General features: G+C 27.4%; 16 protein-coding genes. 6 read left to right on the top strand and 10 right to left on the bottom strand.

Going from position 1 to position 15,571, the window contains the following annotated elements:
• Positions 1–79 precede the first annotated feature (79 nt).
• The 3 genes from CLV39_RS03490 to CLV39_RS03480 are packed head-to-tail and all read left to right on the top strand — an operon-like array spanning position 80 to position 3,276.
• Entirely contained in the window at positions 80–1,051 is a 972-nt protein-coding gene (locus tag CLV39_RS03490) for a thiamine pyrophosphate-dependent dehydrogenase E1 component subunit alpha (RefSeq protein WP_121922853.1), read from the top strand.
• A complete protein-coding gene (locus tag CLV39_RS03485; RefSeq protein WP_121922852.1) occupies positions 1,038–2,015 on the top strand; it encodes an alpha-ketoacid dehydrogenase subunit beta in 978 nt (325 codons plus the stop codon). Before CLV39_RS03490 ends, CLV39_RS03485 begins: the two co-directional genes overlap by 14 nt.
• Positions 2,005–3,276 carry a 2-oxo acid dehydrogenase subunit E2 gene (locus tag CLV39_RS03480; RefSeq protein WP_121922851.1) on the top strand — a complete coding sequence of 424 codons (1,272 nt, stop codon included), beginning with the start codon at positions 2,005–2,007 and terminating at the stop codon, positions 3,274–3,276. Before CLV39_RS03485 ends, CLV39_RS03480 begins: the two co-directional genes overlap by 11 nt.
• A 375-nt stretch (positions 3,277–3,651) precedes the next feature.
• On the opposite strand, the gene CLV39_RS03475 is transcribed toward CLV39_RS03480, so the two are convergent.
• From CLV39_RS03475 to CLV39_RS03455, 5 genes are all read right to left on the bottom strand, one after another.
• The gene (locus CLV39_RS03475) at positions 3,652–3,927 is read right to left on the bottom strand and encodes an HU family DNA-binding protein (protein WP_121922850.1); all 276 of its coding nucleotides are present in this window, start codon (positions 3,925–3,927) and stop codon (positions 3,652–3,654) included.
• A 95-nt stretch (positions 3,928–4,022) separates the two neighbouring features.
• On the bottom strand, positions 4,023–5,063 hold the full coding sequence (gene argC, locus CLV39_RS03470) for an N-acetyl-gamma-glutamyl-phosphate reductase (RefSeq protein ID WP_342769302.1): 1,041 nt from the start codon (positions 5,061–5,063) through the stop codon (positions 4,023–4,025).
• 3 nt (positions 5,064–5,066) lie between these two features.
• Entirely contained in the window at positions 5,067–5,498 is a 432-nt protein-coding gene (rpsI, locus tag CLV39_RS03465; RefSeq protein ID WP_121922849.1) for a 30S ribosomal protein S9, read from the bottom strand.
• A gap of 17 nt (positions 5,499–5,515) precedes the next feature.
• A complete protein-coding gene (gene rplM, locus CLV39_RS03460) occupies positions 5,516–5,968 on the bottom strand; it encodes a 50S ribosomal protein L13 (RefSeq protein ID WP_121922848.1) in 453 nt (150 codons plus the stop codon).
• A 68-nt stretch (positions 5,969–6,036) separates the two neighbouring features.
• Positions 6,037–6,798, bottom strand: coding sequence for an HAD family hydrolase (locus CLV39_RS03455; RefSeq protein WP_121922847.1), 762 nt, complete (start codon positions 6,796–6,798; stop codon positions 6,037–6,039).
• 92 nt (positions 6,799–6,890) lie between these two features.
• Here CLV39_RS03455 and mutS point away from each other — a divergent pair, with 92 nt between their 5' ends.
• Genes mutS through CLV39_RS03440 form a run of 3 tightly spaced genes read left to right on the top strand, consistent with a single transcriptional unit; the run spans position 6,891 to position 11,089 of the window.
• Positions 6,891–9,494, top strand: coding sequence for a DNA mismatch repair protein MutS (gene mutS / locus CLV39_RS03450; RefSeq protein WP_121922846.1), 2,604 nt, complete (start codon positions 6,891–6,893; stop codon positions 9,492–9,494).
• Positions 9,484–10,440 carry a tetraacyldisaccharide 4'-kinase gene (lpxK, locus tag CLV39_RS03445; RefSeq protein WP_121922845.1) on the top strand — a complete coding sequence of 319 codons (957 nt, stop codon included), beginning with the start codon at positions 9,484–9,486 and terminating at the stop codon, positions 10,438–10,440. The genes mutS and lpxK overlap by 11 nt, the downstream gene beginning before the upstream one ends.
• Before the next feature lie 25 nt (positions 10,441–10,465).
• Entirely contained in the window at positions 10,466–11,089 is a 624-nt protein-coding gene (locus CLV39_RS03440) for a segregation/condensation protein A (RefSeq protein WP_121922844.1), read from the top strand.
• Positions 11,090–11,182: 93 nt separating this feature from the next.
• On the opposite strand, the gene CLV39_RS03435 is transcribed toward CLV39_RS03440, so the two are convergent.
• The 5 genes from CLV39_RS03435 to CLV39_RS03415 all read right to left on the bottom strand — a co-directional run bounded on the left by CLV39_RS03435 (position 11,183) and on the right by CLV39_RS03415 (position 15,568).
• Positions 11,183–12,055: a prephenate dehydrogenase gene (locus CLV39_RS03435; protein WP_121922843.1), complete on the bottom strand. Its 873-nt coding sequence runs from the start codon at positions 12,053–12,055 to the stop codon at positions 11,183–11,185.
• 10 nt (positions 12,056–12,065) lie between these two features.
• Positions 12,066–12,932 carry a universal stress protein gene (locus CLV39_RS03430; protein ID WP_121922842.1) on the bottom strand — a complete coding sequence of 289 codons (867 nt, stop codon included), beginning with the start codon at positions 12,930–12,932 and terminating at the stop codon, positions 12,066–12,068.
• Positions 12,933–12,935: 3 nt separating this feature from the next.
• A complete protein-coding gene (locus tag CLV39_RS03425; protein ID WP_121922841.1) occupies positions 12,936–14,120 on the bottom strand; it encodes a cation diffusion facilitator family transporter in 1,185 nt (394 codons plus the stop codon).
• Positions 14,120–15,250 carry a glutamine-hydrolyzing carbamoyl-phosphate synthase small subunit gene (carA, locus tag CLV39_RS03420; protein ID WP_121922840.1) on the bottom strand — a complete coding sequence of 377 codons (1,131 nt, stop codon included), beginning with the start codon at positions 15,248–15,250 and terminating at the stop codon, positions 14,120–14,122. Before carA ends, CLV39_RS03425 begins: the two co-directional genes overlap by 1 nt.
• Before the next feature lie 66 nt (positions 15,251–15,316).
• Positions 15,317–15,568, bottom strand: coding sequence for a hypothetical protein (locus CLV39_RS03415; RefSeq protein ID WP_121922839.1), 252 nt, complete (start codon positions 15,566–15,568; stop codon positions 15,317–15,319).
• Positions 15,569–15,571 lie beyond the last annotated feature (3 nt).

The raw sequence follows: 15,571 nt of genomic DNA, 5'->3' as shown, positions 1-15,571 counted from the left end.
AATTTTATCATAGTAAATTGTTGACTATAAGAAAAATAAACTTTATCTTTAAAGCAAAGATACTATTAGAGGTAAAAAAATGATTAAATCCTATGCAGAGCAGTTTTATTATTTAATGAAACTTGGTAGAGAGTTTGAAATAAGAGCTAAGGAAGAATATATGAAAGGAAATATTGGTGGATTTTTACATCTTGCAATTGGTGAAGAAGCAGTTCATGTAGGAGCAACTGTTGGATTTGGAAAAGGGGATATATTTGTACATTATAGAGATCATATTTATGCCCTTGCAAGAGGTATTCCTGCTAAAGAAGTTATGGCTGAATTATTTGGAAAAGTCACTGGAGTTTCAAAAGGAAAAGGTGGTTCAATGCATTTATACCATCCAAAATATAATTTCTATGGTGGGATAGCAATAGTTGGAGCCCAAATCCCTCATGCAGTTGGAGCTGCTTATGCTAGAAAGCTTTTAGGCCATACTGAAGGAGTATTGGTAGCCTTTGGAGATGGAGCTACAAATGCAGGAAATTTTTATGAATCTTTAAATTTAGCAGCAGTTTATAAAGTTCCTGTAATTTTCTTATGTGAGAACAATTATTATGCAATTGGTACCAGAATAGATAGAGTATCAGCATTTTCTGATTTATATCTAAAAGCAAAAGATTATATGCCAGCTATTTCTGTTGATGGAATGGATGTTTTTGAAGTTTTTAATGCAGTATCAAAAGCTAAAGAATATGTAGAAACAGAAAGTAAACCTTATTTTATAGAAGCAAAAACTTATAGATATGAGCCTCATTCAATGAGTGATGGAGGAGATTATAGATCACCGAGAGAATTAAAAATAGCTAAAGAAAGGGATCCAATAGAAAGATTAAAAGAAAAAGGATTAGAAAAAGGAGTTTTGACTCCAGAGTTTATTAAAACAATTGATGAGAAAGTTGAGAAAGAGATAGAAGAAGCAGTTGAGTTTGCTTTAAATTCTCCAGAACCTTCTGAAGATGAACTTTATAAAGATATTTATTGTGAGGTATGTGAAGATGTTGTATCGTGAAGCATTAAAAAAAGCAATGGATGAATTAATGGAAGAAGATGAGACAGTTGTAGTTTTAGGGGAAGATGTTGGATTTTATGGAGGAAATTATAGAGTTACAGAAGGGTTGTATGCAAAGTATGGAGAAAAAAGAGTAATAGATACTCCAATAGCAGAAAACTCTATTGTTGGAAATGCAATAGGAATGGCAATAGGTGGATTAAGACCTGTTGCAGAAATAATGACTGTAAATTTTTCCTTAATAGCTTATGATCAGATTGTAAATGAGGCTGCAAAAATAAGATATATGAGCGGAGGAAAAGTTAGTTTACCATTAACAATTAGGATGCCTCAAGGAGTAGCTAAACAGCTTGCTGCTCAACATTCTCAATCATTTGAAAGAATTTATGCATCTATCCCGGGACTAAGAGTTTTTACTGCTTCTGATTCAATAACTGCTTATTACGGTTTAAAACAGGCAATACTTTTAGATGATCCGGTAGTTTTTTTAGAACATGAACTTTTATATGCTCAAGATTTTGATTTTATAGATATACCACATTTTGATGTTAGGAAACAAAGATTAATAAAAGAAGGAAATGATATAACTGTTGTTTCCTATCTTAAAATGCTTCATGATACATTAGAGGCAATAAAAGATATAGAAAAAGATTTAGGAATTTCAGTTGAAGTTATAGAACTTACATCTTTAAATCCTTTAAATCTTGATAAAGTTTATGAATCAGTTAAAAAAACTAAAAGATTAGTTGTAGTAAATGAAGAACCTAAAACAGGTAGTTTTGCAACAGAAATTATTACAAAAGTTATTGAGAATAATTTTTATGATTTAGATGCTCCGCCTTTAAGAATATGTGGTGAAGATGTTCCAACTCCTTATAACAGAAAATTAGAACTTTTATCAATTCCAACACCAGACAAAATTTATAAAAAAATTATAGAGTGGGGAAAAGAAAATGGATTATGAAATAACTATGCCAAGACTTACAGATACTATGGAAACAGGTATGATTGTAAGATGGTTAAAAAATGAAGGAGATTTTGTTAAAAAAGGAGAACCTATAGTAGAAATAGAAACAGAAAAGGCTATTCAAGAAGTAGAATCATTTAAAACAGGTAGATTAAAAAAGATTTTAGCCCACGAAGGTGATGAAGTTCCTGTTGGTAAACCTATTGCAATATTAGAACTAACAGAAGAAAAAAACACTGCGCCAATAAAAAAAGAAACTATTAAAACTGAAGAGAAAGTTATAAAAACTGATAAACAGGAAAAAATTAAAAAAGAAGAAATAAAAGAAGAAAAAACTCCTACTGAAAAACCTAAAACAGAAGAACAAGAAATTAAAAAATATCCAACAGGTTTAGCATCTCCATATGCAAAAAAATTAGCAGCAGAATTTAATATAGATATAGAAAAACTACAAAAAGAAGGGAAACTACCTTCTCCAGCCCATGAAGAAGATATTTTAACTTATTATTATTCAGAATTTTTTGAAATAGATGCTTTAGAAGAAGCAAAAGCATTTAATATTGACCTAAAAGAAATAGTTGAAAATTATGGAAAAAAAATAACAAAAGATATGGTGATACAATTTGCAAAAGAAAGAAATTTATACAAAAAAATAGATATTTCACAAATCCAAAAAAGAACTATTGAACATTTATCAAAGTCAGCTACAGTGCCAGTTTATCATATATATGAAACTATAGATGTGAAATATATTCCTGAAGATACTGAATATTCATTAACAACCTGGATTGTAAAAATTACTGGAGATGTTATGCAAAACCATTATAGAACAAGACTTTATTATGACAACGGAAAATATAGACTTTATCCTTCCAGTAATATAGGAGTAGCTGTAGCAGTAGATGAAGAACTATTTTCTCCTGTAATAAAAAATATAGAACTAAAATCTTTAAAAGATATTCAAGAAGATATAAATATAATTAAAGAAAAAGCAGAAAAAAAGATTTTTAATCCTGAAGATTTTGAAGCAGGGACATTTGCAATTTCAAATCTTGGAATGTTTGGAATAGAGAGATTTGATGCAGTAGTACCTTATAATTATAGTGGTATTATGGCTATTGGAACTAAAACTAAAAATAAAATCAAAATAACTATAACTTTTGACCATAGAATAATAAATGGAAGAGAAGCGGCTATTTTTGTAAAAGGACTTAAGGAAAAATTTAAAGATAAAGATTATATCCAAAACTTAAAATAAACAAATTACGATTAAATAAAGTTTTTAAAAGTTTACTATTTTTATAAGAGATAGTTGAGATTATTAATCGATAAAGTAAAGGAATTAAGAATTGTATTTAGTTGAATGTGGGTTTATTATTTTTGATGAAACTGAAAAAAAATATTTTTAAAACTATAAATTTGCTGTAATTTGAATTAAAAATTACAAAATAAATCTTAAATTTATTATTCAATTTAATCAACTTTAAAATTGAATACCGAAAATCTAGTAGCAGCTTTTAAAAAATCATAGATTTTTTATTAAAATTTACCAATAGGCTTTTTTGTATATCCTTAAACTACTATTTGCCAAATATTTAAGAAGGGGAAAAATATTTCCCCTTTAAGAATTACTTTATTTATTTAATTCTTCTTTTAAAGCTTTAGCAGCATGGAAAGTAACGACTTTTCTTGCAGGAATAGTTATCTCTTCACCAGTTCTTGGGTTTCTCCCTTTTCTAGCTTTTCTTTCTTTTACATTGAAAACACCAAGTCCAGGTAAAGCAACTCTTTCACCTTTTGTAAGTGCTTCTGCTAAAGCTTCCACAAAAGCATTAACACATCTTTCTGCTGCTGCTTTAGTAGTACCTGCTTCTGAAGCAACTTTTGCTACTAATTCTGCTTTTGTCATAATAAAACCCTCCTAAGATACGATTTATTGGCTTTTAAGCCTATAGTTATTAATATATATAGATTTAACCTCAAAAGTCAAGTATTTTAGGATTTTTAAGGATATATTATAGAGATTTCTGATAAATTTTTTAAATATTTTTCTTCTTCAATGCCTACTATTAGATTAAAATTTTGCATAGCTTGAGAAGAAGCACCTTTCCCAAGATTATCTATAGCAGTAATTACAACTGCATATCCTGTTCTTTCATCTAAATCTACATAAATATCACAGTAATTAGAACCTATTACATATTTTATTTCTGGTGGTGTTTTTTGAAATCTTATAAAAGGTTCATATCTATATTCTAATCTATAAAGCTCTATTAAATCTTTTTTATTTAAATTAGTTTTAAAATTGACAGTAGAAATCATACCTCTTGAAACAGGTAATATATGAGGGGTAAATCTAACTTTAATATCTTTTCCTGAAATTTGATTAATCTGATCTTCCATTTCTGGAATATGTCTATGTTTTGTTGGGTTATATGCAAAACTATTTGAAAAAGCTTCTGGATAGTGAAATTTTTGTTTTAATCCCCTTCCAGCTCCTGAAATTCCGGATAAAGCATTAACTATAATTGTATCTGAATCAATAATATTTTCTTTTAAAGCTGGATATAAAGCAAGTAAAGTTGCTGTTGGATAACATCCAGGATTTGCAATTAAGTTTGCATTTTTTATTTTGTCTCTATGAATTTCTGGAAGGCCATAGACAGCTTTATCTAATAATTCTTTATAACTATGTTCAAAACCATAAAATTCAGGATATGCATTAAAATTTTTTATTCTATAAGCTGCAGATAAATCTATTACTTTTTTATTTTTATCTAATATTTTTTTAGCAAGTTCTACTGCAGGCTCGTGGGGAATAGCAAGAAAATAAATATCAGCAGAATCTAAGTCTGGTTCTTTATCAAATTTAATATCTGAAAATTTAGTAGAAATAAAAAAAGGGAAAACCTCTTTTAAGGCTTTCCCTTCAAATTCTCTTGATATTATTTGAACAAGTTCAACTTCTTTATATAAATTTAAAATTCTTAATAGTTCTATTCCTGTATAACCAGAAGCTCCAACAATAGAAACTTTGATAGCCATAAATTAACGCTTAGACCATCTGTATTTAGCTCTTGCACCCATTTGTGCATATTTTTTACGTTCTTTAACTCTTGCATCTCTTGTCATTAATCCAGCTTTCTTTAATACTGGTCTTAATTCTGGATTATAGCTTTCTAATGCTTTAGCTATTCCATACATTATAGCTTCAGCTTGTGCTGGTTTTCCACTTCCTTTAACTGTAGCATATACATCAAATTTTCCAAGAGTTTCTGTGATAACAAAAGGTCTATTTATTTTTGCCATTAAAATATCTCTTTCAAAATAATCTTTTCCTTCCCATTCTTTTCCAGATGAAGATTTAACAACTATTCTTCCATTCCCAGGAATAATCCACACCCTTGCTACTGCTTCTTTTCTTCTTCCTGTGCCATATTTTGCTGTTTTTGGATCTACCTTTATTGTTTTAGCTCCCAAATTATTAACCTCCTAATTTAAAAATTCTTCCACATAGGAACAATTGAGTCTATTGGTTTTGGATTTTGAGCTTGATGTTTATGAGTTTCACCAGTGTAAACTTTTAATCTTTTCATAAATCTTTTTTGAAGTTTGTTTTTAGGAAGCATTCTTTCTACAGCAAGTCTTATAACTTCCTCAGGTTTATTTTCAAGCATCCATTTTAAAGTTCTAACTTTTAATCCACCTGGATAATTAGTGTGGAATTGATAAAGCTTATCAGTTTCTTTTTTACCTGTATATTTGATTTTATCAGCATTTAAAACTATAACAAAATCACCAACATCCATATCTGGTTGAAAATATGGTTTATGTTTTCCTCTTAAAACATTTGCTATTAATGTAGCAAGTCTTCCTAAGGTTTTACCTTTTGCATCAACAATATACCATTCTCTTTTTATTTCCGCTTGTTTAGGACGATATGTTTTCATATATCAGCACTCCTTCTGCAGTTTTTCTAAATTCAGACTAATTATTATCTAATATATAACTTTTTTTGTCAAACAGAAAAATTATATAAAATATCAAATATTTCGTCAGGTTTTTCTATTTTTAAGTTGGAGTTAATATCCAAATTATGTTGATTTTTTCTTAAAACAAAGTTTACATTTTTATTTTCTTCTAAATTGAAATTTTCTACCATTTGCTTATCAGAGTTTGTATCGCCTATATAAAATACAGGTTCTTTATATTCTATTTCTTCAAAAAATAATTTTAAAGGATAAGCAGAAGGCTTTCTTAAATGGGTTTCCGGGATGTCATCTTCTGTTATTATTTTGTCAAAATATTTATAAAGATTAAAAAGTTTAAAAGAATAATCTAAATCTTCAAAAGGCCTTCCTGTAATTACTCCTGTTCTTGTTGCAATATTTTTTACTTTTTCTAAAACTTGTGTAGGAAAAATTAGCTCTTCTTTTTCTCTATGAATTTTGTATCTATTTTCAAAATATTCAACTAATTTATTATAATCTGGTAGTTTTATCCCATAAACAATAGAAAATTTATAAAAATCTTCTAATGAAGAAGAAAATTTTTTAAATTCATCTTTAAAATCTTCAAGTAAAAGACCACTTTCTACATATAATATTCCAGCTATTGATGCATCCCAATCATTATTTATATTAAATCTAAATTTTATATCAAGCAGTTCTTCAAGATTTGCTTCTTTTCCGGTGAAATACTCAACAGTATCTTTTATTGAATAATGATAAGATTTGGAAACATCAATTAACACTCCATCAACATCAAAAATTACTATCATCTACTCTCCTTTAAAATTTGCTTGATAAATCGGTTTTGCTTCATAATATATGAACTTAAAATTATAATACAATTTAATATAGAGGTTATTTTATGGCAGAAAAAGAAACTCCTATGCTTGCTCAATACAATAAAATAAAAGCAAAATATCCTGAAGAACTTCTTTTATTTAGATTAGGAGATTTTTATGAGCTTTTTTATGAAGATGCACATATAGGAGCAAGAGAGTTAAATATAGCCCTTACTAAAAAAAGAGTTGGAAAAGATAAATACATTCCAATGTGCGGAATTCCTTATCATTCTGCAGATAGTTATATTACAAGACTTGTATTAAAAGGATATAAAGTTGCCATTTGTGAACAACTTGAAGACGCATCTAAAGCAAAAGGTATAGTTAAAAGAGATGTAATTAGAGTAATTACACCTGGTACCTTTTTTGAAAATGAAAAACTAAAATCTGCTTTAATGGCAATAGATAAAGTAAAAGGGAAATATCCAATATCTTATTTAGACCTTTCCACAGGAGATTTTATAGCAGGAATTTTAGATAAAGATGAGCTTATATCTTTCATTGGAAAGTTTCAGCCAAAAGAGATTTTAGTTAGACCAGAGTTTGATACATCAGAAATAGAAGAACATTTTAAACATCTATTTTTTTCTAAAATCTCAGAAGAGCTATTTAGTAATTATAAGGAGCTATTTAATTACTTTAATATTCAAGATTATAAATCTTTCGGATTTACAGAAAAAGAAAAAGCAGTATTACCTGTAATAACTGCAATTTTCAATTATGCAAAAGCAACTCAAAAAAGCTTTTTACCCTTTATAAAAAAGCCAAAACCTTATAGAGAAGATATTTATATGAGAATTGATTATCATGCTCAAAAACATTTAGAAATAGTTAGTTCAAATGAAGGAAATATATCTTTATTCAATGTAATAAACAAAACCCTTACAGGAATGGGAAAAAGAAAGCTTAGATATTTTCTTCTTCATCCTTTAAAAAATAAAAAAGAGATACAAAAAAGACAGCAAGCAGTAGAAGAACTCTTAGATAATGAACTTAGAGAAGAGATAAAAAAATATTTAAAAGAGATATTTGACGTAGAAAGACTTGTTTCTAAAATATCTTCTAACACACTTACACCAAGAGATATGATCTCTTTAAGAACTTCCTTAGATAAAATCCAGCAGTTAAAACAGTTATCAGATAAATTTAACTCTGAATATCTAAAACAACTTTTTAAGCAGATAGAAGATTTTGAGTATTTAGTAGATAAGCTATATAGATATTTAGAAGATAATCCACCAATCCATTTAAAAGAAGGAGGATTAATAAAAAAAGGAGTAGATAAATATTTAGATGAACTTAAAGAGATAAGAGAAAAAGGAGATAAATGGATTAAAGAATTCCAAGAAAGAGAAAGACAAAGAACAGGTATTTCAAGCCTAAAAGTAGGTTTTAACAAAGTAATGGGATATTATATAGAAATAACTAAACCAAATCTAAAATTTGTACCACCTGAATATAAAAGAAGACAAACATTATCAAATGCAGAAAGATTTACAACAGATGAACTTCAATCTTTTGAGGAAAAAATATTATCAGCAGATGAAAAAATAAATGCTTTAGAGTATGAAATATTTATGAGTTTAAGAGATGAGGTTAATCTATTATCTGATAAAATTGCAAAAACAGCCCAAGCAGTTGGAGAAATAGATGCTGTAGTAAGTCTTGCACAGATAGCAATAGAGAAAAACTGGATAAAACCAGAAATTACAGATGATTATGATTTAGTGGTAGAAGAAGGGCAACATCCTGTAATTGTAAACTTTAATCCTGATTTTGTTCCAAATAGTTTAAAAATGGATAAAAACTCTTATTTTCATATTATAACTGGTCCAAACATGGCAGGTAAAAGTACATTTATTAGACAGTCTGCAGTATTAATTGTTTTATCTCATATAGGTTCTTTTATACCTGCAAGATATGCAAAAATTCCTGTTGTTGATGCAATATTTACCAGAATAGGTTCAGCAGATGCTTTAGCCAAAGGACTTTCTACATTTATGGTAGAAATGCTTGAAATGGCTAATATTATAAACAATGCCACAGAAAAAAGTTTTATTGTGCTTGATGAGGTAGGAAGAGGAACAAGCACTTATGATGGCCTCTCATTAGCTTGGGCTATTTCTGAGTATATTGCTAAAAATATAAAAGCAAAAACATTATTTGCTACTCATTATCATGAGCTTACTTCATTAGAAAATGAAATTCCACAAGTTAAAAATTTCTATATGCATATAAAGGAAGAAGGAAAAGAAATTAGATTTACATATAAAGTTTTAGAAGGATTTACAAATAAATCTTATGGAATACATGTAGCAAAACTTGCAGGAATAAAAAATGAAATAATAGAAAGGGCTTATGAGATTTTAGAAAAATTTGAAAATAGTGAAAAAATAAAAACAAGCGAAGAAACTAACATATTAAAGCAACCAGAGAAAAGATATAATGAAATTAAAGAAGATTTAGAAGAACTTCCTATTTTTAAACAGCTAAAAGTAATAGAAGAAGAAAATAAATATAAAGAAATAATAGAGTATCTAAAAAATATTGATATAGGAAATATCACACCTTTACAAGCTTTGAATATTTTAAATGAGTTAAAAAACAAAATAAAAAATGATAGATAAAATTTATGGATTTTTAGCATATATAAGAAGAAAGCTTTACAAAAAAAACATATTAAAGCAGAAAAAACTTCCTAAACCTGTGATATCAATAGGAAATTTATCTGTTGGTGGTACAGGTAAAACACCTATTACAATCTCTATTTCTAAATATTTAAAATCAAAAGGATTAAATGTAGTTGTTTTATCAAGAGGATATAAAAGAAAAACAAAACAAACATTAATTGTTTCTGAAGAAGATAAAGGTTATGAGATTTTTGGCGATGAGCCTTATTTAATGTTTAAAAAAGGAATTCCTGTAGTTGTATCTTCTTCAAGATATGATGCAGGAATTTTAGCTTTAGAAAAGCTTAATCCTGATATATTTATTTTAGATGATGGGTTCCAACATTTTCAGCTTTATAGAGATATAGATATTCTGGTAATAGACTTAAATAAACCATTTTGGGAAGATAAACTTTTGCCTTTTGGAAGACTTAGAGAACCAAAAAGCTTTTATAAGTATGCAGATTTATTTTTAATTACAAAATGGAAAAACAAAAAAGAAAAATTAAAAAAATTAAAAGAGTTTAATAAACCTTATTTTTTAACTGAAGAAAAAATAAATAGACTTACAGATTTTAAAAAGGTTTATGATTTTGATATCCTAAAAGATAAAAAAATAATAGCTTTTGCAGGACTTGGAAATAATAAATATTTTTTTGAAACTGTTAAAAACTTAGCTAAAGAATATAATTTTAAGATTGAGAAATTTTTAGATTTTCCAGATCATTACAATTATAAAAATTTTAAAAAAGAAGAAAATAAAATATATATAACAACAGAAAAAGATTTAATAAAATTTAAAGATAAAAAAAATATTTATGCTTTAGAGTATCAGATTGAGATACCTGAAGATTTTAAAAAATATTTAGATTTAAAGCTAAATCAGATTTTAACGAAAAAATAAGTAAGAAACCAGTGAGGTTTAAAAAATGTTTGATAATAAAGAAAAAAATCCATTTGATATAGTTTTAAAGCTTGTAATAAATGGGGAAATTCAACCTTGGAAAGTTGATATAGTTGAACTTGCAGATAAATATTTAGCAGAAGTAAAAAACATGTATATTCCTGATTTAAGGCAAGCTTCAAAAGTATTACAAGCAGCAGCATTACTATTAAAAATGAAAGCAGATGCTTTAGAGCTTGGTAAAGAAGAAGAAAAAGAAAAAATAAAAAGAAAAAGAATTTTTGGAATAAAAAGATTTTATACAATAGATGAGATTGCCCATGTTTTAAAAAAATACGTATCACCTGTTATCCAATTTAAACCAAAAAGAAAATATACCAGAAGAAAACCTTATAAAAGAAATAGCAAAAAAATAGATGTTCCATTATTTCATGCAACCTTAGAAGAAACTATCGAGATTTTAGAAAAAGAGTTTTTAAATTTAGAAGGTTATACTACTTTTTCACAGTTAGATTATCCTAATAAACCTCAAGCTTTTGTAGCACTTTTATTTTTAAATTTTGAAAAAAAGATAAATATTTATCAAGAAGAAGAGTTTGGTGAGATTTATATAGAAAAGTATAACGAAGCATTAGAAAAGATAGCTTAAAATGGATGAATTTGGTATACTTAGCTTAATCTTAGGGATTATATTTCAACTTTTTGCAATTTTTGTAAAGCCTGTAGAAAAAAAGAAAAACATTTAATCTTCTAAGGATAATCTTTTCTCTCTACTTTCAGAAAGAATTTTTATAATTTCCTCTTCATTTTCTTTTTCAATAACTTTTTTTAAGTTTTCAAGAGATTTTGAAAAAATATCAATTGTATGTAATACATTTTCTTTATTTTCTAAAAAAATATCTTTCCATACATTTGGTGAACTTGCAGCAATACGAGTAAAGTCTTTAAAACCACCACCAGGATATAAAAATAAATCTATTCCTTTTTCTTCTGATAGTTTTATTAATGCATCAACAAGAGCAAAAGCTACTGCATGAGGAAGATGTGAAACAGCAGCAAAAACAAAATCATGAAGTTCAGGGTCCATAATTTCTACTTTTGCACCAATATCATTCCATAAACTTTCTATTTTTTTTGTATTTTTAGTTTCTTTATCTATAGTAAGTATTAATTTTTTTCCTTTAAAAAGATCATCTAAGGCATTTTCAACACCTTCTTTTTCTGTACCTGCAATTGGATGAGCCCCAATAAACTCATTTGGATAAAAGATTTTTTCAAGTTTTCTTACAAGTTTTCCTTTTACACTTCCAACATCAATTATTACTGTATCTTTATCTAAATAAGGTTTTATCTGCTTTGCTATATTTTCAAAGGTTCTAACTGGTGTTGCAAGAACTACTAAATCTAATTTTTCCCAAGGAATATCTTTAAAATCTGAAAAACCATCATTTATTATATTCTCTTTTTTAGCTATACTAACTCTTTCTTTTGAAAGATCATAACCATAAATATTTCCTTTAAAACCTTCTTTTTTTAAGCTTTTTGCAAAAGAACCACCTATTAAACCAAGTCCAATAATTAGTATATTTTTAAATCCACCAAAGTCTTTTTCCAAGTCTTTACCTCTATTTTACAAGTAATAAAGGTATTGGAGATTTTTGCATTATATAAGAAGTTGTACTTCCAAGAATTAACTCTTTTATTCTGCTTTCTCCAAATGCACCTAAAACAGCAAGGTCATATTTATCTTGATTTTCTTTTATATAATTTTCTATTTCCTCTTCTGGATATCCTTTTAATATATGAATATTAAATTCAATATCTGTTAAATAATTTTTAAGAATATCTTTTACAGCATCTTCTACAGGTTGTCCTTCTTTACAAAAAGTATCTATAACTTTATCATCAGAAACTGTAATTACATCAATACTTTCTATTCCTAAATCTTTTGCAAAACTATTTATATACTGGGCTGCATGGATAGATTTTTCTCTACCGTCAAAAGCAAGTAATATATTTTTTATTTCTGAAAATTTATCTGTAGTAATTAATACAGGACATTTTGATTTTCTTGCTACAGCTTCAGCAGTTGAACCTAATAAAAACTCAAATTGTGGATGTTGTCCTCTTTTACCAACTATTATTAAATCTTCTGGATCTGCCATTTCTGTTAATTCTTTTGCAACAAGTCCAAAAGCTTTAGCTATTGTACAGTCAGCTCCTTTTTCTCTACATTTTTGAGCAAATTCTTTTAAAAGAATATCTGCTCTTTCTTCAAAAAATTCTTTCACCTTAGGGGTCAAATCAGAATATATAGTAAACCCTAAAGCCCCTGCTAAGTCTTCTATAAATGGTCCTTCTAAAAGCCTAATATCTATAATATGAACTCCAACAACAGGTTTTTTTAATTTTTTTGATAACCATATTCCATAATCTTCTGCTATTTTTGAATACTTAGAGCCATCAATACCAACTAAAATTCTATTTATCATAAATCATCCCCTTTTATTATATTCTTTCCAAGATTTTACCACTTCTTCTACTGCTTTTTCAAAGTTGTCTTCTTCTGTTTCCCAAACAATGCTTCCTGCTTTACCAAGTTTCCATCTTACTTCAAAATCTTCAGGATGATTTTTTGAGATTATAATGTCTACACTTAATTTTGAAAGAATATCTCCAATTTCTTTTTCTTCTTTATTAACAGGTATCTCATTACTTTTTTCTAAATGAAAATCTTTTGAAACATCTATAATAATTATTTTTTCTGCTGTTTTAAAATCTTTTATTATTTTCCCATCCTTTTCTGTTAAGACTGCTATTCTTAATCCTTCCTGACGAGCTGGCTCATAATGAATAACTACAGATTCTATATTGGGAATTTCTTTTTTTATTTTTTCTTCTATTTCATCAACTATTTTATGGGTTTCTCTAATTCCATAATTATGTAAAATAAGTTCAAGTTCTAAAAATTTATAACTTCCTGCAGAGCGACCTCTAATACTTTTTATTTCCATCACAGATGGATATTCATAAATGATTTTTTTTATTTTTTCTATTTCTTCCTTACTTAAGGATACATCTAAAAGAGATTTAATGCCATTTATAAATATTTCCCATCCTGTATGTATAATGAAAAGAGAAACAACTACAGCAGCATATTTGTCTATGTTATAGCCTAAGTATACACCTATAAGTCCTATTATTACTATCAGGGCAGATAAAAAATCTGCCCAAATATGTTCTGCATCTGCTTTTAAAGTAGGAGAATGTAACTTTTCTGCTGCTTTTAGTTCTAACCTAGAATATACAAATGTAAATATCATTGTGATAATCATTACAGCAATAGCATATTCTACATGCTTTACTTCTCTTATTTCTTTAGAAAACAAAGCCTCTTTTAATATTTCATAAGCAGTAAAAAATAAAAAAAGTGAAATAATTACTGCAGCAATATTTTCTATCTTATAAAGTCCATAAGGAAATTCTTTTGATTTTATTTTAGAAACTTTAACACTTACAAAAGAAATAATAGAAACAATTAAATCAGAGAAAGAATGAATAGCCTCTGCCATAAGAGCAAGACTTCCTGTAATTAAAGCAAATACAAATTTAAGTAAAGTTAAAAATGTATTTAAAAGAAGTGAGCCAAGAGCCCATCTCTCTTTTTGGATTTGTTGCATTATTTTTTACAATCCTCTATTAAACTTACAAATTCATCAAATAAGTATAAAGAATCATGAGGCCCTGGTGAACTTTCAGGATGGTATTGTATAGAAAATACAGGTTTATCTTTTAATCTCATTCCTTCAATTGTTTTATCATTAAGGTTTATATGAGTTATTTCTATATTATTTGGAAGACTATCAGGATCGGTTGCATAGTTATGATTTTGTGCAGTAATTTCTACTTTTCCTGTTTTTAAATTTTTAACAGGATGGTTTCCACCATGATGACCATACTCTAATTTATATGTTTTACCCCCAATTGCCCAAGATAAAAGCTGATGGCCAAGACATATGCCAAACATAGGAATATCTGTTTTTAATAATTTTTTTATCTGCTCAATCTGAAAATGAAGAATTGCAGGATCCCCGGGACCATTTGATAAGAATATTCCATCAGGATTAAACTCAATAATATCTTCAGCTTTTGTATTATGAGGAAAACAAGTTAAATCAAGTCCTCTATCAGCCATAAGTCTTAAAATATTTCTTTTAACACCAAAATCTAATACTGCCACTTTATATTTTTTCTCTTTTTGTTTTTTATAACCTTTTTCTAAATCCCAAGTTCCTTCTTCCCATTTATAAGGTTTTTGTGTAGAAACTTCAGGCACAAGATTAAGGTTAGATATATCTGGAATATTCCTTGCCCTTTTAACTGCTTCAGCAGGGGAAATATCTCCAATAGCTATATATCCTTTCATAACTCCATATTCTCTTAAAACTCTAACTAAAGCTCTTGTATCAATATCTGTAATTCCAATTACATTATTTTCATCTAAATAAGAAATTAAATCTTTTTCTGCTCTCCAGTTTGAATAAAAAGAGGAAATATCCTTAACAACTATTGCATTTGCATGAATCTTTTCCGATTCTATATCCTCATTATTTATCCCATAATTTCCAATTTGTGGCTCTGTAAAGACAATAATCTGTCCTTTATAAGAAGGATCTGTGATTATCTCTTGATAACCTGTCATAGACGTATTAAATATTACTTCACCACCTACTTCTTTTTGTTTTAAACCTGAAAAAGCATAACCATAAAAGAAATGACCATCTTCAAGAGCTAAAATAGCTTTTTCCATTTACTTCCTCAAAAGAATAAATTTTAAATATTTTAACAAAATATCTATTAAATTAATTTAGATTTTTTAATTTTTTATAAAGGTTTGTGTATGTTTTCTTGTAATATTTAGGATAAATTCATAGACCCCAACTTCTTTGATTTCATTTTTAAATTTTTGAAGTATTCCATCAACTTTTTTTATTAAGTCTAGATTCCTTGTGTTTAAAGCATCTTCTAAATAGAACATATCATTTGCTATAAACTCATCTACATCAAAATACATTGAAATAAGTTCTAATTTATGCTTTATTTTCTTTTCGTTTTTCAGATTCATCATTCT

The organism is Hydrogenothermus marinus, assembly GCF_003688665.1.
In the GTDB taxonomy this organism is placed as follows: domain Bacteria; phylum Aquificota; class Aquificia; order Aquificales; family Hydrogenothermaceae; genus Hydrogenothermus; species Hydrogenothermus marinus.
This window is presented reverse-complemented; position numbering and strand designations above follow the sequence as displayed.